Source organism: Bacillus sp. I-2, assembly GCF_001974945.1.
Taxonomy (GTDB): domain Bacteria; phylum Bacillota; class Bacilli; order Bacillales; family Bacillaceae; genus Bacillus; species Bacillus safensis.
Genome location: NZ_LZRW01000001.1, coordinates 23,590 through 40,534, shown reverse-complemented (window position 1 = coordinate 40,534; position 16,945 = coordinate 23,590). Strand labels below are relative to the sequence as shown.

Annotated in this window: 23 protein-coding genes; 15 read left to right on the top strand and 8 right to left on the bottom strand. The window is 41.7% G+C overall.

Features of this window, described 5'->3' with window-relative positions; translation table 11 throughout:
* Positions 1 to 86 precede the first annotated feature (86 nt).
* Together BAE31_RS00245 and BAE31_RS00240 are read left to right on the top strand one after the other, a co-directional pair.
* On the top strand, positions 87 to 716 hold the full coding sequence (locus BAE31_RS00245; protein WP_024425819.1) for a rhamnogalacturonan acetylesterase: 630 nt from the start codon (positions 87 to 89) through the stop codon (positions 714 to 716).
* Positions 717 to 869: 153 nt separating this feature from the next.
* Positions 870 to 1,910, top strand: coding sequence for an NAD(P)/FAD-dependent oxidoreductase (locus BAE31_RS00240; RefSeq protein ID WP_076839077.1), 1,041 nt, complete (start codon positions 870 to 872; stop codon positions 1,908 to 1,910).
* Between the two features lie 61 nt (positions 1,911 to 1,971).
* Here the strand turns inward: BAE31_RS00240 and BAE31_RS00235 are convergent, their stop codons facing one another.
* A complete protein-coding gene (locus BAE31_RS00235; protein ID WP_024425817.1) occupies positions 1,972 to 2,298 on the bottom strand; it encodes a YnfA family protein in 327 nt (108 codons plus the stop codon).
* A gap of 92 nt (positions 2,299 to 2,390) precedes the next feature.
* Here BAE31_RS00235 and BAE31_RS00230 point away from each other — a divergent pair, with 92 nt between their 5' ends.
* The 5 genes from BAE31_RS00230 (at position 2,391) to BAE31_RS00210 (ending at position 5,314) form a co-directional block, all read left to right on the top strand.
* Positions 2,391 to 2,777: an anti-sigma factor gene (locus tag BAE31_RS00230; protein ID WP_052462929.1), complete on the top strand. Its 387-nt coding sequence runs from the start codon at positions 2,391 to 2,393 to the stop codon at positions 2,775 to 2,777.
* A gap of 99 nt (positions 2,778 to 2,876) precedes the next feature.
* Complete coding sequence (locus tag BAE31_RS00225; protein WP_076839075.1) at positions 2,877 to 3,380, top strand: hypothetical protein; 504 nt, start codon at positions 2,877 to 2,879, stop codon at positions 3,378 to 3,380.
* Positions 3,381 to 3,470: 90 nt separating this feature from the next.
* Positions 3,471 to 4,496 carry a zinc-binding alcohol dehydrogenase family protein gene (locus tag BAE31_RS00220; RefSeq protein WP_076839073.1) on the top strand — a complete coding sequence of 342 codons (1,026 nt, stop codon included), beginning with the start codon at positions 3,471 to 3,473 and terminating at the stop codon, positions 4,494 to 4,496.
* Complete coding sequence (locus BAE31_RS00215; RefSeq protein ID WP_075622587.1) at positions 4,493 to 5,020, top strand: YfiT family bacillithiol transferase; 528 nt, start codon at positions 4,493 to 4,495, stop codon at positions 5,018 to 5,020. Before BAE31_RS00220 ends, BAE31_RS00215 begins: the two co-directional genes overlap by 4 nt.
* Before the next feature lie 12 nt (positions 5,021 to 5,032).
* Complete coding sequence (locus BAE31_RS00210; protein WP_041106350.1) at positions 5,033 to 5,314, top strand: hypothetical protein; 282 nt, start codon at positions 5,033 to 5,035, stop codon at positions 5,312 to 5,314.
* 21 nt (positions 5,315 to 5,335) lie between these two features.
* Here the strand turns inward: BAE31_RS00210 and BAE31_RS00205 are convergent, their stop codons facing one another.
* The gene (locus tag BAE31_RS00205; RefSeq protein WP_076839072.1) at positions 5,336 to 5,815 is read right to left on the bottom strand and encodes a MarR family transcriptional regulator; all 480 of its coding nucleotides are present in this window, start codon (positions 5,813 to 5,815) and stop codon (positions 5,336 to 5,338) included.
* Positions 5,816 to 5,983: 168 nt separating this feature from the next.
* Between BAE31_RS00205 and mprF the strand changes: the two genes are divergently transcribed.
* The 3 genes from mprF to BAE31_RS00190 all read left to right on the top strand — a co-directional run bounded on the left by mprF (position 5,984) and on the right by BAE31_RS00190 (position 9,996).
* Positions 5,984 to 8,554: a bifunctional lysylphosphatidylglycerol flippase/synthetase MprF gene (mprF, locus tag BAE31_RS00200; protein ID WP_076839070.1), complete on the top strand. Its 2,571-nt coding sequence runs from the start codon at positions 5,984 to 5,986 to the stop codon at positions 8,552 to 8,554.
* 92 nt (positions 8,555 to 8,646) lie between these two features.
* On the top strand, positions 8,647 to 9,195 hold the full coding sequence (locus BAE31_RS00195) for a thioredoxin family protein (protein WP_076839069.1): 549 nt from the start codon (positions 8,647 to 8,649) through the stop codon (positions 9,193 to 9,195).
* 333 nt (positions 9,196 to 9,528) lie between these two features.
* Positions 9,529 to 9,996 carry a thiol-disulfide oxidoreductase DCC family protein gene (locus BAE31_RS00190; protein WP_041106353.1) on the top strand — a complete coding sequence of 156 codons (468 nt, stop codon included), beginning with the start codon at positions 9,529 to 9,531 and terminating at the stop codon, positions 9,994 to 9,996.
* 37 nt (positions 9,997 to 10,033) lie between these two features.
* Here BAE31_RS00190 and BAE31_RS00185 read toward each other — a convergent pair whose 3' ends face one another.
* A complete protein-coding gene (locus BAE31_RS00185; RefSeq protein ID WP_041106355.1) occupies positions 10,034 to 11,290 on the bottom strand; it encodes a transcriptional regulator in 1,257 nt (418 codons plus the stop codon).
* 276 nt (positions 11,291 to 11,566) lie between these two features.
* Between BAE31_RS00185 and BAE31_RS00180 the strand changes: the two genes are divergently transcribed.
* Positions 11,567 to 12,154, top strand: a complete 588-nt coding sequence (locus tag BAE31_RS00180; RefSeq protein ID WP_024425224.1) for a nitroreductase family protein — start codon at positions 11,567 to 11,569, stop codon at positions 12,152 to 12,154.
* Between the two features lie 38 nt (positions 12,155 to 12,192).
* Here BAE31_RS00180 and BAE31_RS00175 read toward each other — a convergent pair whose 3' ends face one another.
* From BAE31_RS00175 to BAE31_RS00165, 3 genes are all read right to left on the bottom strand, one after another.
* Complete coding sequence (locus BAE31_RS00175) at positions 12,193 to 12,348, bottom strand: YfhD family protein (protein WP_041087330.1); 156 nt, start codon at positions 12,346 to 12,348, stop codon at positions 12,193 to 12,195.
* 61 nt (positions 12,349 to 12,409) lie between these two features.
* Positions 12,410 to 12,520: a YfhE family protein gene (locus tag BAE31_RS00170; RefSeq protein WP_017358836.1), complete on the bottom strand. Its 111-nt coding sequence runs from the start codon at positions 12,518 to 12,520 to the stop codon at positions 12,410 to 12,412.
* 52 nt (positions 12,521 to 12,572) lie between these two features.
* Positions 12,573 to 13,469, bottom strand: a complete 897-nt coding sequence (locus tag BAE31_RS00165) for a TIGR01777 family oxidoreductase (protein WP_041106357.1) — start codon at positions 13,467 to 13,469, stop codon at positions 12,573 to 12,575.
* A 94-nt stretch (positions 13,470 to 13,563) separates the two neighbouring features.
* Between BAE31_RS00165 and recX the strand changes: the two genes are divergently transcribed.
* Both recX and BAE31_RS00155 read left to right on the top strand, forming a co-directional pair.
* Positions 13,564 to 14,355 (top strand): recombination regulator RecX, encoded by a 792-nt coding sequence (recX, locus tag BAE31_RS00160; protein ID WP_024425808.1) that lies wholly within the window; start codon positions 13,564 to 13,566, stop codon positions 14,353 to 14,355.
* Positions 14,356 to 14,358: 3 nt separating this feature from the next.
* On the top strand, positions 14,359 to 14,673 hold the full coding sequence (locus BAE31_RS00155; protein WP_041106359.1) for a YfhH family protein: 315 nt from the start codon (positions 14,359 to 14,361) through the stop codon (positions 14,671 to 14,673).
* Positions 14,674 to 14,900: 227 nt separating this feature from the next.
* Here BAE31_RS00155 and BAE31_RS00150 read toward each other — a convergent pair whose 3' ends face one another.
* Both BAE31_RS00150 and BAE31_RS00145 read right to left on the bottom strand, forming a co-directional pair.
* On the bottom strand, positions 14,901 to 15,074 hold the full coding sequence (locus tag BAE31_RS00150) for a YpzG family protein (RefSeq protein ID WP_008360604.1): 174 nt from the start codon (positions 15,072 to 15,074) through the stop codon (positions 14,901 to 14,903).
* A gap of 25 nt (positions 15,075 to 15,099) precedes the next feature.
* Positions 15,100 to 15,249, bottom strand: coding sequence for a small, acid-soluble spore protein K (locus BAE31_RS00145; protein WP_003217849.1), 150 nt, complete (start codon positions 15,247 to 15,249; stop codon positions 15,100 to 15,102).
* Between the two features lie 116 nt (positions 15,250 to 15,365).
* On the opposite strand from BAE31_RS00145, the gene BAE31_RS00140 reads away from it, so the two are divergent.
* On the top strand, positions 15,366 to 15,638 hold the full coding sequence (locus tag BAE31_RS00140; protein ID WP_024425219.1) for a YfhJ family protein: 273 nt from the start codon (positions 15,366 to 15,368) through the stop codon (positions 15,636 to 15,638).
* 300 nt (positions 15,639 to 15,938) lie between these two features.
* The gene (locus BAE31_RS00135) at positions 15,939 to 16,922 is read left to right on the top strand and encodes a glycosyltransferase family 2 protein (protein WP_024425218.1); all 984 of its coding nucleotides are present in this window, start codon (positions 15,939 to 15,941) and stop codon (positions 16,920 to 16,922) included.
* Positions 16,923 to 16,945 lie beyond the last annotated feature (23 nt).

Below are 16,945 nucleotides of genomic sequence, written 5' to 3'. Positions count from 1 at the left end.
GCTGATTGTTTCATATCTTTTCAGCAGCCACTAGGATCTGTATCGCTCAGGTGAAGTGGCTCAATGAAAAAGGGAGGCGTATGAACATGACAACCATCTATTTAGCTGGTGATTCGACCGTTTCATCTTATCCAGATCGTCCTGTTCAAGGAGGATGGGGAGAGTTTTTACACCGCTATACAGCGCACGGGGTGAACGTCGAGAACCGTGCCATTGGTGGAAGAAGCTCAAAAACATTCATTGAAGAAGGACGCCTTGATGACATATTGGCTGACATTCAGCCGGGAGACTGGCTTTTCACACAAATGGGGCACAATGATGCTTCCAAGGAAAAGCCTGAGCGGCATACAGATCCTTTCACGACGTATAAAAGCTACCTGTCTCAATATATTCATGGAGCAAGAGCAAAGGGGGCAACACCACTTTTACTCACGCCAGTCGGCCGTTTTCATGAAAAAGACGGAGAATTTATCAATGATTTTCCTGATTATTGTGCCGCTATGAAAGAACTAGCTGATGAAGAAGAAGTCCTTCTCGTTGATTTAAATACGGCAAGCCTTCAGTTTTATCAAATTTCCGGTATAGAGAAAACGACCTCTTACTTTATGCTGTCAACAGGAATTGAGGATCGCACACACTTTACAAAAGAAGGCGCAGATGCGATTGCAAGACTTGTTTCTCTTGAATTAAAAGACCTTGGTTTAACCATTGTGTGATGGATAACAGGACGAGTGAGCGCTCGTCCTGTTCTTTTTTTGCAGAAAGCTATTGATTCCCTTCACTAGAGTAGACTACAATAGGTACATATGATAATGAGAATCAATATCACTGGAAAATAGATCATTCGATGGAAAACTGGAGGGACTCAAATGACAGATCAGCTTGAATTGTTTGACGTCACCATTATTGGCGGCGGCCCAGCAGGCATGTACACCGCCTTTTATAGTGGTATGCGGGACTTAAAGACGAAGGTACTTGAGTACAACGAAAGCCTTGGCGGGAAAATCCTTCTGTATCCTGAAAAGGTCATTTGGGATGTCGGCGGTTTGCCGCCAACAAGAGGAGAACAGCTGATACAGCAGCTTGAAACACAGGCGAAAACATTTGAACCAGAGATTGCACTGAATCAAAAAATCACGTCATTTGAGCGAGATGAACATAATCATATCCTGCTGACGGCTGAAAATGGTGATCGTCATTTGACAAAGACCCTCATATTAGCGATGGGTCACGGCATTCCAGTTCAGCGGAAACTTGAAATCGAGCAAGCAGACCGCTATGAAGTGACAAACCTTTATTACACTGTCCAGGAGCTCAAGACATTTGCAGGGAAGCGGGTTGTGATTTCTGGAGGCGGCGACTCAGCGGTTGACTGGGCCAATGCCCTTGCACCGATTGCTGAAAGTGTCACCGTCGTGCATCGCCGTGACATGTTTGGCGGACATGAGAAAAATGTCGCCAATATGAAGGCAACTTGCAAACGAATTTTAACCCCGCATGAACTAACAGAGCTGCATGGTCAAGGCGACAAAATTGATGCTGTCACCATTCAAAATATAGAGACAGGTGAAAAAGAACGAATCGAAACAGATGCTGTGATCGTCAATCATGGGATGAAAGGCGATTTAAGCGTTCTATCGGAATGGGGTCTTAAGCAAGGTGAATGGGGACTGATCGAGGTTAATGAAAAAATGGAAACCAATTTACCGGGCGTCTATGCGGTAGGCGACTTGTGTACACATAAAAGCAAGGTCCGCTTAATTGCCGGCACGTTTGTTGATGGAGTCAATGCACTGAATAGCGCAAAGCTGTACATCGAACCAGAAGCTGAGAAAGTGGCGTACGTTTCCTCTCATAACGAACGCTTTAAAGAGAAAAACAAAGAATTACAAACGGCTGGAGCTCGTTGAAGCATTTAAATAACATAGCAAAGTGCTGCCCGTATGTGGCAGCACTTTTTATATGGGTCCATTAACTGCGAGGGGCAAATAACATCACACTGACTCCAGCTAAACAGATCAAAGCCCCCATCCAGTCATAGAGATCAGGTGTTTTTCGATCGACCCACCAGCCCCAAAACACAGCAAGAATGACAAAAACACCGCCATAGGCAGCATAAACACGTCCGAAAGTCGGGAACTGCTGGAAGGTTGGAATGACGCCATATGCAACCAAGATGAGGCTGCCGGCGATTCCGAAGCTGACAGGTTTTGCTTCACGCAACCAAAGCCACACCAAATAGCCGCCGCCAATTTCTGCTAAGCCTGCTAATAAAAAAAGAACAATCGTCACCATCATATACGGACACTCCAATTTCTCCAATTTACACCCTATTATGACATGAGGAAAGAATGCGTTCTACCTCAACTGAATTGAGAGGGAGAGAGAGTTTGCTAAAATCAGCTGATCAGAGAGTGGTCACAACATGGATTCTTGACTTTTGTACGATGGGTGATCCAAACGGTCTGTATGTCGTAAAGTGTTTACATTCTCATGAGGAGCACACTTCCTTTTCAGAAAAAGAACTTGTAGTGAGTGCAGACGGCTTAAAGGGTCCGCTTGATTCATCTGCTGTTTATCAAGTGTGGCTTATTAAAGGAGATCAGCCGGTTCCAGCAGGTGCCTTTAAAACAGATAACAAAGGGGAAGGAACCGTCACTTATGCTTTATCTGAAAAAGAAGCAGGCGAATCATGGGATACCGTGGCTGTTACACTTGAACCGAAAAAGGATAACAAGCTCCCGCAAGGCCCTGTCGTACTAAGCGCTGCTTTTTAAGTTTGATTCATGAAAAGGATGCCTTCTTGGGTATCCTTTTTTGATAGCGAAGGGGAACATTTTGGCAATTGAAACGTAGTACATATGGAGGTGAAACACATGAAAACATCCATAGAAAAAGACCTATTTGTCTTATCAGTCAGACACGCATTGATTGCCATTTATTTTCTTGTGATCCCATTTGCAGTCCCAATTTTTTATCACCCATCTCCTTTATCGATAGCGCTTATTGCACTATTTATAACTCATAACTTAGCAGAAAGTATCATTTGGTTCTACAAATCGAGAAAGATTAGAAAGCACCAGTCTGGTGATTTATCAAAACGCGGGCAGCTCCTTAGCCAGTTCGTGCAAAGAGTTGAACAGCTCATCATCCTCGGTTTTGTGATTCTGTTGATCAATGAATGGATACAAGGAAGGGCGGATCTATCTACACTCTCATTCACTCTTTTTCTATTGGTCATCGTTTTTCTACAGCACGTCCAGTTTTACTACGTTCAGCTATTTTTTAAATCAAACAACTGGTTCACTTATGTTCCTTCTTTGCAAAAAGCACGTCCTTCATACATGGCGAGGGAGCGAAAGGCTCTGAAAAGGTCATAAATGTGCCGTCATTCGTTTGATCCAGCCATCCACATCAGAAAATTATGATAAAATGTGGAAAGAAAGAATGGAGAAAGGGAGTGCGAGCGAGTGAAAGCAGTTGGACTATTGGAGTATTTGCCGATTGAGCATGAACAAAGCCTGATGGATCAGGAGGTTGAAAAGCCTAAGGCGTCTGGCAGAGATGTACTCGTGAAGATAGAGGCTGTGTCCGTGAATCCAGTGGATACAAAGGTGAGATCACCGAAGGATCAGAAGGAAGAAAAACTGAAAATTCTAGGCTATGATGCAAGCGGTACGGTTGTTGAAGTGGGCGAAGCGTGTACATTGTTTCAGCCAGGTGATCACGTATACTATGCAGGAGATATTACGCGTCAAGGCTCGAATAGTGAATACCAGCTTGTGGATGAACGTATTGTGGCGAAAAAGCCTGCCAATCTATCCTTTGCAGAAGCAGCCGCAATGCCCCTTACAACAATTACGGCTTATGAGGCTTTATTTGACCGGATGCATATGAAACGGAATGCTGAAGGCTCAACCTTGCTGATCATTGGTGGTGCAGGCGGTGTTGGGTCTATCGCCATTCAACTAGCTAAATTAGCGAAGGCAACTGTGATCGCTACCGCATCAAGACCAGAAACAAAAGAGTGGTGTCTGTCATTAGGTGCCGATCATATCATTGATCATCATCAGCCGCTTCTCGCGCAGCTCGAGGAAAAAGGAATCGGCGAAGTGGATTTTATTTTATGCTTAAATGATACAGATGGACATTTCAAAGGCATGGCAGAAGCCATCAAACCGCAAGGCACGATCTGTACCATTGTCGAGAACAAGCACAACCTAGACATTCAATTACTCAAAAATAAAAGTGCGGCATTTGTATGGGAATTCATGTTCACACGTCCTATGTATGAAACAGCGGACATGATCAAACAGCATGAGCTTTTGACAGAGGCGAGTGAGTTATTTGAGCAGGGAAAAATAACGCATACCTTAACAAAGGTTCTCAGTCCAATCAATGCTGCTAACTTGAAGCAGGCACATCAAACACTTGAGCAAGGAAAGATGATTGGCAAATTTGTGCTTGAAGGATTTGAGAAAGGAGAGAGCGTATGACGTCATTACAGTATCCGATTGGCTTATATGAACCGGTTGAAACAAAAACGAAAGCACAGCTTGAAGCATGGATTGATCAGCTGGCTGCAATCCCCGAAGAGTATGAAGCAGTGACTGCACCGTTGACAGATGCTCAGCTTGATACCCCTTATCGGCCGGGAGGATGGACTGTTCGTCAGCTCATTCACCACGTAGCAGACAGCCATCTGAATGCATACTTACGATTCAAGCTTGCTCTCACAGAAGATACACCGGACATACGTCCATATGATCAGGAGGGATTTGCCTCACTTCCTGACAGCAAGGCGCCCATCAGTTTATCCCTGCCTTTGATCAGCAGTCTGCATCGCAGGTGGGTCATTTTACTGCGGGGAATGTCAGAGGAAGACTTCAACGCTTCTTATTATCACCCTGCCGATCAACAAACGGTGTCCTTATATGATGCAACGGGAATGTACGTCTGGCATTCAAAGCATCACCTTGCCCATATCACGGAATTAATCAAAAGAAATCAGTGGAATTAAAGGAGTAAACGCATGTCTGGAAGAAGAATTGTCGGCGCCATGTTTATCTGTATGGCGGCATTGTTTTATATAGCGAAATATGTTCTTTTTGAGATACGCTATAGTAACAGCTTAGGCTCAGAAAGAACGATTGAGGAACTTGAACAGCTGATTCCTGGCGGTACGTGGATCAGCATCTTTTTTCTCATCATTGGCTTAGCCTATCTTTTATGGGATGACAGGGAAGTTTTTCAAAAAAATTTCGTCCTCTCAGATAAACAAGTAGAAGAGATAAAAAAGACGGACCTCAAGTGACCGTCTTTTTTCCTTTTCAGTTTAGCGGCGTTCAGGACGCAGTGCTTTTTCTAAGATAGCAAGGCCTTCATTGACTTTTTCTTTTTCCTCGTCATTGAGCCGCTGCAGGGAATTTTTGATTTTTTCGTGTCCTTTTTGATAAATACTTCTGAAAATATTTTTCGCTTCCTCAGTCAGTTCTACGACAATGATTCTCCGGTCACGCTCAGAGTGCTTTCGCACGACAAAGTTAGACTGTTCTAACCGGTCAAGTAGGCCTGTCATATTGGACAAAGAAGCGCCCATTTTTTCAGCGATTTCGGATACTTTAAGAGAGCCATGGTTATTGAGCAGCATGAGCACCTTCATTTGAGGCATACTCATATCAAGCTTCATCCATTCAGAAACATCTCCGAGACCTGCAGCTGTGAGTACTTTCATATAAAGAACCCATGTCTTTTTTTCTTCTGGAGATAGAATCTCTTCTTTTAATACGGTGGTGTCATGAATATTATATTCCACGCTTGTTCACTTCCTTTAAGCGGCTCTTTTTCTTTATATTACTGATTTTTACTTCTAATTGAAAGGATCGTCAAGCTTTTAAATGTTAAACTGCATGAATCAAGTGGTATTTGTTGTATAATAATGTTCAGTTGAAATAATGAAGCAACCTAGAAAGTTGGGAAAAACATGTGGAACAAAAAAACGGGTATGACGATCTTAAAAATGCTTTTTCCGATCGTCATTATCCTTGTCTTAATTTTTGTCGCGAAGCAGGAGCTGAGCGGACTTTCCATTAAAAAGACGTTTTATATTATTGACAGCTTGAACCGAATGGACTTGTTTATTCTTGTCTTTCTTGGACTTGTCGCGGTTTTATCGATGTCCTTATATGATTTTATTTTACGAAAAAGCCTTGATATGCCGATCAGCGGCTGGAAAACGATACGCATTTCCTGGATTGCGAACTCCTTTAACAGTGTTCTTGGATTTGGCGGTCTATCAGGAGCAGGGCTTAGAACGCTTCTCTATAAGGAGTACATAACAGATACGAAAAAATTGCTGAAAGGCATTGCCCTTTTGACTTCCTCTGTCCTTTTGGGCTTATCTATTTTCAGTGATTTGATCTTGGTCAGGGTGCTTCCTGTTGAAAGTATTATCAGCCAGGAGCCGTGGCTATGGGCATTTGTCATTATCTTTGCCTGTATTGTACCGATATATATCGTCATGGCATCCATTCGAAAAAGCTCGATCGAGAGCGGTGAAAATGGACTGAAGCATCCAATTTACGCTTATATCGGTGCATCGTTTTTAGAATGGCTGGCAGCTGGACTTGTCATGTACATGGCTGTCGTCTCTATGGGGATGAATGTCGATGTCCGAATTGTCTTAGGTGTATTTGCGATTGCGTCAATCGGCGGTTTAATCAGTATGGTTCCGGGCGGATTTGGTTCGTTTGACCTTATCTTTTTACTGAGCATGCAGTACATTGGTTTTGATAAAGAGATGGTGCTGACGGCGCTCGTCTTGTACCGCTTTGTGTACTCGATTTTCCCGTTTATCTTAGGGCTTTGTCTAGCTGCTTACGATTTAACGGGAACGACGCTTAGACGTCTTGAAGGCAATCCGAAAATGGCACCTGCCATTGAAACAACGAACGTTTTAATTGTTTTGCACCGTGCTTTATTAATCCGTTTATTGTACGGATCTTTATCGATTTTAACCTTTGGAAGCGGCTTGCTTATCATGGCATCTGTTGTACTTCCAGTCGATCGATTAGGTGTGATTACCAGCATTCCGCACTTTCTGTTATCAGGATTTAATGGTCTTTCTTTAATGTTCGGAATCATTCTGATGATTTTGTCCATTGAAGTGTATAAAAGAACGAAAAGATCGTACGTGCTGACAATGATCTCTTTAGCAGGCGGTTTTGTGTTTACTTTGTTAAAGGGGTTTAACCTCAGTCTGATTTTTATTTTGCCAGTCATCATGGCTGTGTTTTTCTCTCTTCGAAATCAATTTGTAAAGCAGCAGGCTCCTTATTCCTTGTATCAGTTTGTGACGGCTGCCGCTGGTTATTTACTCGTGCTGTTTAACTATAATGTCATTGGCAACTTTATTTGGACAAAAATCGGGCATTTCTTGAGTAAGGATTACTTGGTGCATAATGAACGGCATATCACGATGACAAGCATGATCGCTCTCATCGGTGTACCGCTTTTCTTCTTCATTAGTAAATTGATTTTTAATAAGAAAGCATTTCCGATTGGAGAAAAAGCAGATGAGGAAAAATTAAAAACGTTTTTAGAAGAAAAGGGCGGAAATGCCCTCAGTCATCTTGGCTTTTTAGGCGACAAAAAACTATTTTTCTCAAGTGATGGAGAAGCGATGCTTCAGTTTGGGCGAATTGGGCGCTGCGTCATTGTGCTCGGAGATCCATCTGGACGTGAGGCGTCTTATCCGCTTGTACTTGAAGAGTTTTTACAGGAGACAGAAAAAGCCGGCTACCGCGTTGCTTTTTATCAAGTAGAACGAGAAGGGATGGCTCTCTATCATGACTTAGGCTTTCACTTCTTTAAGCTTGGGGAAGAAGCCATGGTCGATTTAGAAACGTTTACTCTGTCAGGTAAGAAAAAATCAAATTTACGAGCTGTGGCGAATAAATTTGAACGAGAAGGCTACACCTTTGAAATGCTGGAACCTCCCTTTTCAAATGAGTTGATCTCAACCTTAAAACAGATTTCTGACAGCTGGCTCGGAAAGAAAAAAGAAAAAGGATTTTCGCTCGGTTATTTTCAAGAAGACTATCTTCAAAAAGCACCGATTGCGATTCTAAAGGATGAAGAAGGGCAGATCATTTCCTTTGTATCATTGATGCCGATGTATCAAGAAGGGGAGATTTCCATCGATTTAATGCGTCATATGCATGATGCACCGAACGGGATGATGGATGCGCTGTTTATCCACCTGTTTCAATGGGCGAAAGAAAGAGGCTACAAATCGTTTAACATGGGAATGGCACCTTTATCGAATGTGGGGACGTTCCATCAGTCCTTTCTCACGGAGCGTTTGGCGAGTGTTATTTTCAACAATGTCAGATACATGTACAGCTTCAGCGGTTTACGGTCATTTAAACAGAAATATAAGCCTGAATGGCGCGGGAAATATTTAGCGTATAAAAAGAATACGTCACTGCCTGTCACAATGGTACTTGTCACCAAGCTGATCGGGATGGACCCAAATCGAAAGCGGCGTCCATAAACCAAAAGACCTTTACCTTTCACTAGGTGAAGGTTTTTTTAGACAAAAGAATAGCAAAAGTGGTAAAGTTGAAGGGTAAGGGGGATGTTCATATGACATTAAATGAATGGTTTACAAAGGGATTAGCTGAACGTACATATGTACACAACATGGAGAAAAACCAGGAAAATCTGCTCACGGTGTACAACCAGTATGCAATTCATCAAAAAGAAAAAGAGCTGCTTCAAAAGCTGCAAAAGAAAAAGCTCAGAGCGCTTGTCATCACAGCGGATTGGTGCGGAGATGCGATGGTCAATGTCCCAATTTTCATGCGTATTGCAAATGAAGCACTCATTGATGCGCGCTATTTCATTCGGGATGAGCATCTAGACCTGATGGATCAGTATTTAACGAACGGGACCGCAAGATCGATTCCGATTATCGTCATCATTGATCAGGATGGGAATGAAGTGGGCAAATGGGGACCTCGCTCAGCAGAAGCGCAGCGCTTTGTCGACGAGAAAAAACCGGACAAGGATGCACCTGATTATGAAGAAGCTTTTCAAGTATTTGCGAAAGAAGCCGCACATCACTATACGACAGACCGCTACTTATGGAAAGATATTGAGAAAGAAATAGTAGAAGTTTTGGCAAAAATATAAACCAAAAGACTACTTCGCCGCAATGGGAAGTAGTCTTTTTTTATCTTGTTTTTGCGTTTTACCTACAAAACCACCGCATAAAGATGTAGAAAACCGCAGAATTCTATCAAATACCGCAGAAAACCGCAAAGCACCACGATTTTCCCAACCACTTTTAGTTGAAAAACCTCATATATGCCATGAAATCAATGATTTTGCCCTTATCCAAAGGCTCATATAACGCACAACGGTTGGCTTTTTCCCAATACAAGAGGCCCAGCAACTATAGTAATCTAGTTGTAATCTCCTTTGAACGAACTAAAAAAATGACGGAAAAGGACAGGCGATCAATTTATGAAAAAAATCATTTATCTCGATCAAGAAAAAAAGAAGCTCGCTGAATCGAAAAAAAGAGAACAGCGTTCCATTAAATCACTGAGGCTGCTTGTGTTTTATGACGGACAAAGTCCTGCATGTGCAAAAATGATTGATGTGTTAAGATCACTCGATTGGAAAAATCGGATTCACTTTGAATCCTTTAGACACTCACAGCTGCTCAGGCTGAATAAAATAAGTGAAGAGAAGGCGGAAAAACGAATTGTGTCTATTTCCCTAGCCAAAAACCAAAAGAATTCAGGGATTTATACTTGGCTGCGTATGGCTTGCCATATCCCGGCTTTATGGGGAACGGTCCCATTCATCGTGCTCAGTATTTGGCTAGGCTTTGGACAGCATGCGTACGATTTCTTTGCAAAAAGACGGTATATTCATTCTGTCAAACGGGTGAACCATCATGATACAGATCAACAAGAGACCATTTAATAAAATAGAAAAAGCATGACCTTCGATCGGCAGAAGGTCATGCTTTTTTGTAATAGGGAAGATATACTGTTAAATGATCGAGCAGTTTCTTTGTATAGGACTTATAGGCCTGCTCATCAAGCTCAGCAGCTGCATAGGTAAGCAAGGTTCTAAGAGCAAATAAATATTCATTGTGCAGCTCATTGTGTTCAAAGTAAGGAAGGGCTGCTTCGACCAAATAGGTTTTCAAATCAAGAGGGTTTTCCTCAATCATCAATTTATAGATTTTGATCATATATAAACAGTTTGGCTGAATACGAGGCTGTTTTAACAGCTCGTGTATGTAGGGAAGTGCTTTTTTGCGGTCATATTCAGCATAAAGTGTCGCAATTTCATATAGCGTTTCACAGTAACGATCTTCTATCTGTTCTTGATTAAAGTAATTGAGTGAATCTAGTAAATAAGGCACAGCTGAAGAGAAATCGCCTTCACGTTTTAAGAGCACTCCATAATAAAAATAAGCGGACATTTTAATATAGGCATCAGGATGAAGGGACGTGTGCAAAATCACTTCCTTTATATATTTCTTCGCAGTTTGATAGGCTTTTAGTTCAAGTGAGATCACGCCATGAATAAGTGTACAGTGAATAATCCGCTTGAAATTGTTCTTTTGTCTATATAGATCCATCGCTTGATGTGTCGCTTCAAGCGCATCACCCAGCTGTCCCATGTTTCCAAGTGCTTTTGCATAGTGATAATACAAATCACTTTGTTCGACTGAAGCGTAGGAAAAGCAGCTTTCAAGCTTTTTCAGCCCATCTTCAAGCTGACCAATTTTAATTTGATGAATGCCGTCAAGATATTCAAAAATTTCTTTTTCCGTTTCAATAAAGGTTTTTTCGAATTTTTTGAGCACGCGGTGTGTTTTTAAGGCAAGCGGCTGTTTATCAGTTAGTAAATAAAATTGAAATAAGGACAAATGATACTGAATGCCTAAATCGAGCGAAAAGAACTGCTCCTCGTGCTGAATAATCATTTCTGCATTTTGTTCGGCCTGATCGAGAGCATAGAAATACATATTCATTTGAAACTCATCCAAAAGTGACAGCAGATGACGCGCCTTTTGTGACAGCTTTTCTTGGCTGATGCCAAGCCGTTCAAGCAGCAGATTGATCGTATCTTGATTGGCCTCCTTTGAGCCATTTTCAATTTTACTTAAATGAGAGACAGAACAAATTCCTTCTGCCAATTCAGATTGGGTCATATTTTGTTTATAACGATAGAGTTTAATGATTTGTCCAATATTGATTTTCATTCCATCCAGAAGCCTCCCTTCCAATCATGGTTGAAAGCCTTTTGACAAAAAAACAGATCAGACAAAATGGGAATACTTGAAAATCATTTCATCATCTTGGCTTTTTTCTCAAAATTTGTTTAAAACGTAATATGATTGTAACATTACTTGAAAAAGTCAAACAACTATTTAGCAGACGGGGAGGAGGGATACTTGATTTGCAACTGCATGCGATGACGTTTATAATGTGAATGAGAATCAATTTCAATTAAGTTGATTGAAAGGATGACATATCATATGCCAGAAACGAAACAACAAACAGAAGCGTTAACGGTTCGAGACGCTGTCAGATATAGACGATCGATTCGAAAATTCAAAGACACACCGGTGACGATTGAGCAGCTTCAGCCGTTATTAGAGGATGCAGTCTATGCACCGAACCATAAAATCACGGAGCCGTGGCGCTTTTTATATGCGGTGACGGATGAAGCCAAAGCCACATTTGTAGAGCGCTTCATTGCTTTCTTTCAGCGCAACAACCCAGATGCAAAAGAAGAAAAAATCAATCAATACAGAGAATACTTTTCTAAGGTTCCAGCGCTTTTACTTGTCGTGCTAAAAGAAGACGAGAACCCTGTAGTGAGAAATGATGATTTTGCCGCCGTGAGCGCGCTCATTCAAAATCTTCAGCTGCTTGCGTGGGATCAAGGAATCGGTATGGTATGGAAGAGCGGACGTATTTTATACGACAAAGGCTTTCAACAAGACATGGGATTAAAGGAAAACGAACGGTTTGCTGCGATCCTTCATATAGGTTATCCAGAAGAGGTGCCTGAGGAAAAATCACGCCAGAAAGCATCAAGTCTTCTTACTGAAATCAAATAAAAGAAAAGCAGACCGCTGAATAAGGTCTGCTTTTTTACTTATTGTTTTTTGGCGCGCTGATCGGCTGCTTTCATACGTGCCATTGCTTTTAAGTCATTCGGATCTGCAAGTTCTTTGGAAAATTCAACATATTCGCCATCCGTCTCTTGTGCTGCGAGCTCGTGGTTGGATTTTTTGTGTTGGTCTTTTTTCAAAGCCTTTCCCTCCTTTACAAGATCACTTTAGTTATGTGCTTGTTGGAGGGGAATATCCGTCTTATTTGTTTCTTTTTTCTGCTGCTCTTTCCGCTTTTTTGAATTCCTGCTGATACAGGACTTCCTGAGTTTTCTTCAGCTTTGAAGTTGGCTGGTGTTCTTTTTTCTTCATCAAAATCGCCCCCTCATCTCATTTCTAATAGGATGGGTGTTTTTGACAACATTTATTCCCCAGAATGCAAAATCGCTTCTTTTAGTTCAGGGTGCAAAAAGTCATAAGAAGAGAGCAGCGCTTTTTTTGGCAGAGCACGCTGGCCTTCTAAAACAAGTAATGACATTTCGCCAAGCGCCGTTTTGATCACAAAAGATGGCACCTTCAGCCAATGGGGGCGGCGAAGGGCAGAAGCAATGGTTTGTCCAAGCTGTTTCATTTGAACAGGATTCGGTGATGTCGCATTGAGCGGACCTGACAGTTCGTCATGATGAATTGCATAAGCAATGAGATGTGCCACATCCTCCACATGAACCCAAGAAACCCATTGCGATCCAGAGCCAATTGTCCCGCCGGCAAACAGCTTGTAAGGAAGTGTCATCAGCGGCAGTGTGCCTTTTTCTCCTAACACGACACCAAAGCGTGTGTAGACCGTACGAATGCCGAGGGCTTCAATCTTTTGCCCTTCAGCCTCCCAAAGCCTTGATGTATGACTTAAGAAATCAGAATCCGCAGGAGGTGATTCCTCCGTAAAATCTTCTGTTTGAGAAGTGCCATAAATCCCGACAGCACTTGCTTGAATCAGTACAGATGGCTTTGATTCCTGCGCTTCTATAATGCGTCTTACCTCTTGTGTTGATTTGAGACGGCTGGAGAGGATGCCTTCTTTTGCCTTGTCTGTCCAGCGCGTGAAAATGGATTTTCCAGCAAGGTTAATCCATACATCGATGGCAGGCAATTCATGCTCAGGCGCAGCACCTTCAGTCAGCCACTGCACATAATGTAAATGATTTTGTTCGGATTCCTTTGGATTTCTTGTTAAAATATATAGATGATGTCCCTCAGCAGCGAGCACTTTTGTGACATGCTGGCCGATAAAACCGGTTCCTCCGGTAATGGCGATATTCAATTGACATCTCTCCTCTCATATACATACCTATATCTTTCACGATTTTGAATCAGAAGAAACATCCTGACTGTTTTGGAAAAGGAGTGATCACAGGATGCCCTATATTACAAAAATTTCTGCTCAGAAAAACAATACCGAGCGGGTCAACATCTTTCTTGATGAAAAGTACGCCTTTAGCGTTGATTTAGATGTGCTCGTCCAGCACGATTTGAAAAAAGGAAAAGAGCTGGACGAAGCAGATATCATTGAGATTCAATTCGGTGATTCAGTGAAAAAAGGATTTCAGCAGGCAGTTGATTATTTATCCTACCGCATGAGATCAGTGAAAGAAGTCACCGATTATTTAACGAAAAAAGAAATCCCTGCACCTGCTATTAGTGAAATTATACACAAATTAAAGCATTATAAGTATGTAAATGATCTTGAATTTGCAGAAGCCTATGTCAGCACCCACCGGAAAACGAACAGTAAAGGACCGTCCGTCCTAAAAAAAGAATTGAAGCTCAAGGGGATAGACGATGACACGATTGAACAGGCGCTATCGCAATACCCTGATGACTTACAGCTGGAGGAAGCTGTAAAGCAGGTTCTCAAGCTTGTCAAAAAAGAAAAAAATCGTTCTGCAAAAGAGATCGAGCAGCGCATCAAGCTGCAGCTGCAGCGAAAGGGATTTTCGTTTGAGATCATTGATAAAGCCCTTCAAGAAGCCTATGATGGACAAGAAGAGGAAAAGGAAGAAGAAGCCCTCCTTTATATGCTGGAGAAGGCAAAACGCAAGGTAGGATATGACGGATCATTTGAAAAAAAGATGAAAGTGAAGCAATTTTTATTTAGAAAAGGCTTTGATCTTGATACAATTGATCACGTTTTAGACAAAGGGGAATGACAGATGGAAAAACGCTATAGTGAGTTGACAGAATACGAATTGAAGCAGGAGATTGCCGCCCTTTCTGAAAAAGCACGAAAGGCTGAGCAGCTTGGCATTGTGAATGAATACGCAGTTTTAGAACGGAAAATCGATATGGCGAAAGCCTATTTATTAGATCCAGCCTCAATTCAAACGAAAACGACTTATCAAATTAAAGACACAGAAGAAGAGTTTTATGTAGAATATTTAAATGGCGTTTTTGCGTGGGGATACAGAGTATCGGCTCCAAATAAGGAAGATGCCCTGCCGATTTCAATGCTGACGCAAAAGGACTGATCCTAAAAGATCAGTCCTTTCAGCGTGTAGACAAACCCTCGCATTCGGTGTCAGTCCTGCGCTCCGGTACTCACGAATGTCAAATTCGCTCCGTTCCGGTGCTCATCCTTCCTAGACTGCAAAGGTTTTCTATCACGCTGAAAAGAAGACAAAGGGCTAAAATAAACATCATTTTAGCCCTTTGTCAACAATCTGAAGGACTGATCCCAAGAGATCAGTCCTTTTCTTTACTTCGAACGCTGTTTACGGACGTTGTTCTGAAGTACGATGTCGTGCTGCGTTTGCTGCGTTTCTCCGTTGACCTGAGAGGCAGAATGCTTTGCATTTGCCCATGGTTGAGGGTAAGCGGTTGTCCTTAATTGAACAAAGTCTGCCATATACGATTTCCCATTTGAACTCATATCTCAAGCACTCCCTTTGGAAAAATTAGCGTTTCCCTGATGCCCTCATACGTTCCTGTGGACGTGTATTCGTTTCACCATTCGGCCGTTTAGACGCATAAGCATCTGTAGCGCCTGGTTCGCCTTCAAACTTGTGATTTACCTGATTTGGAAAGCCTTTTGCTTTATTACGCATATCGATTCCCTCCAAACAATACAAATCATTTGCGTCTTTTGAAGACGTAAGGGTAGTATATGAAAAAAGAAGTTTTTTTAAAAAGGCACATTCTGCTAGATGAAGGAGGAACAGGCATGGAACAATACTTTGAGCGATTAACAGAACAACTTATGGAAAAAAACAATATGCTGACATATGACGAAGCACGTACATGGGTAGAGCTGCTTTGGAGTGATTTTGAAACGACTTATGCAAAGGCTGGCCGTAAGTATAAAGGACAGGAAACAACAGAACGAATTGTCCAAGAGTGGATCGAGAGCTACGGAGCGCAGCTGCATTTATTTCAAAATAAACAATCAAAGGCAAACGAGCATCTGCAACAAAACAATCGAGGGCTGCTTCACTAAAAAGGCTGCCCTTTCACTTCCATTCATCTTTTTCAATAAATAGGAAAATATATAAATGAACAAACAATTTTATGAAACAATACCCAGTCTGTGATCAAAATTACAGGCTTTTTACAATGATTAAACTTAAAATTACATTAAATTCATCCTGCTGAAAATCAATGGAAATAAAACTCTGATATAATGAAACGATTAAAGAGACATGTAATTTATGGATAATAAAAAAGGGTTTCGTTTTCTGACAAAAAAGGAATAATGAACATATCAGACTATGTGAAAAAAGTGAAGAGAAGGTGCGATATGGAACGGGAACTGCTCTCTGTTATAATTCCTTCTTATAATGAAGGTGAAAACATCAGACGAATCTTTGAGGCACTCGAGGAAGAGTTTCGCGATTTTCATTATGACTTTGAAATCATCTTTGTGAATGATGGAAGCAAAGACAACACGCTTCAATACATGAGAGAGCTCTCTCGAAAAAGTGCAAAAGTTAAATATATTTCCTTTTCGCGTAACTTTGGAAAGGAAGCCGCTATTTTGGCAGGTCTTGAACATGCAAAAGGAGCAGCTGCGATTATTATGGACGCCGATCTGCAGCACCCGACGTATTTAATTCAGGACTTTGTCAGAGGGTATGAAGAAGGCTATCATCAAGTCATTGCCAAACGGAATCGTAAAGGTGACAGCAAGCTGCGCTCTTACCTGTCATCCATGTACTATAAGGTGATGAACAAGGTAGTAGAAGTGGACTTGCGTGATGGCGTCGGGGATTTCCGTTTAATTTCACGCCAAGCCATCGATGCGCTGCTTCAGCTGAAAGAGGGAAATCGTTTTTCGAAAGGGCTTTTTTGCTGGATTGGGTTTGAAGAAAAGGTCATCTATTATGAAAATGTAGAAAGACAGCATGGTGATACAAAATGGTCACTGAAGAAATTATTTAACTATGGCATAGATGGCGTTATTTCCTTTAACAACCGCCCGCTGCGAATTTGTTTTTATACTGGCATACTGATCTTATTTCTCTCATTGATTTACATCGTGGCCACCTTTATTCAAATCGTCAGAACGGGCATTATGGTGCCGGGTTATTTTACTTTGATATCGGCTGTGCTGTTCCTCGGAGGTGTCCAGCTTTTGAGTCTAGGTGTGATTGGAGAATATATTGGCCGTATTTATTATGAAACGAAAAAGAGGCCGCATTATTTAATTCAGGAATCAAATGTGATGGAACAAGAGACAAGCTCAAAGGAACAAGACCGAGTGTTAACACAGTTATTTAAATAACGTGGAGTCAAATAACCGGCAAG

Coding starts and splice junctions, on each gene's coding strand:
- BAE31_RS00180 (WP_024425224.1), top strand. CDS start 11,567: ATGCCAGAAACGAAACAACAAACAGAAGCGTTAACGGTTCGAGACGCT.
- BAE31_RS00140 (WP_024425219.1), top strand. CDS start 15,366: ATGGAACAATACTTTGAGCGATTAACAGAACAACTTATGGAAAAAAAC.
- BAE31_RS00185 (WP_041106355.1), bottom strand. CDS start 11,290: ATGAAAATCAATATTGGACAAATCATTAAACTCTATCGTTATAAACAA.
- BAE31_RS00225 (WP_076839075.1), top strand. CDS start 2,877: ATGAAAACATCCATAGAAAAAGACCTATTTGTCTTATCAGTCAGACAC.
- BAE31_RS00240 (WP_076839077.1), top strand. CDS start 870: ATGACAGATCAGCTTGAATTGTTTGACGTCACCATTATTGGCGGCGGC.
- BAE31_RS00195 (WP_076839069.1), top strand. CDS start 8,647: ATGACATTAAATGAATGGTTTACAAAGGGATTAGCTGAACGTACATAT.
- BAE31_RS00170 (WP_017358836.1), bottom strand. CDS start 12,520: ATGAAGAAAAAAGAACACCAGCCAACTTCAAAGCTGAAGAAAACTCAG.
- recX (WP_024425808.1), top strand. CDS start 13,564: ATGCCCTATATTACAAAAATTTCTGCTCAGAAAAACAATACCGAGCGG.
- BAE31_RS00245 (WP_024425819.1), top strand. CDS start 87: ATGACAACCATCTATTTAGCTGGTGATTCGACCGTTTCATCTTATCCA.
- BAE31_RS00210 (WP_041106350.1), top strand. CDS start 5,033: ATGTCTGGAAGAAGAATTGTCGGCGCCATGTTTATCTGTATGGCGGCA.
- BAE31_RS00190 (WP_041106353.1), top strand. CDS start 9,529: ATGAAAAAAATCATTTATCTCGATCAAGAAAAAAAGAAGCTCGCTGAA.
- BAE31_RS00155 (WP_041106359.1), top strand. CDS start 14,359: ATGGAAAAACGCTATAGTGAGTTGACAGAATACGAATTGAAGCAGGAG.
- BAE31_RS00150 (WP_008360604.1), bottom strand. CDS start 15,074: ATGAGTTCAAATGGGAAATCGTATATGGCAGACTTTGTTCAATTAAGG.
- BAE31_RS00135 (WP_024425218.1), top strand. CDS start 15,939: ATGGAACGGGAACTGCTCTCTGTTATAATTCCTTCTTATAATGAAGGT.
- BAE31_RS00215 (WP_075622587.1), top strand. CDS start 4,493: ATGACGTCATTACAGTATCCGATTGGCTTATATGAACCGGTTGAAACA.
- BAE31_RS00145 (WP_003217849.1), bottom strand. CDS start 15,249: ATGCGTAATAAAGCAAAAGGCTTTCCAAATCAGGTAAATCACAAGTTT.
- BAE31_RS00235 (WP_024425817.1), bottom strand. CDS start 2,298: ATGATGGTGACGATTGTTCTTTTTTTATTAGCAGGCTTAGCAGAAATT.
- mprF (WP_076839070.1), top strand. CDS start 5,984: ATGTGGAACAAAAAAACGGGTATGACGATCTTAAAAATGCTTTTTCCG.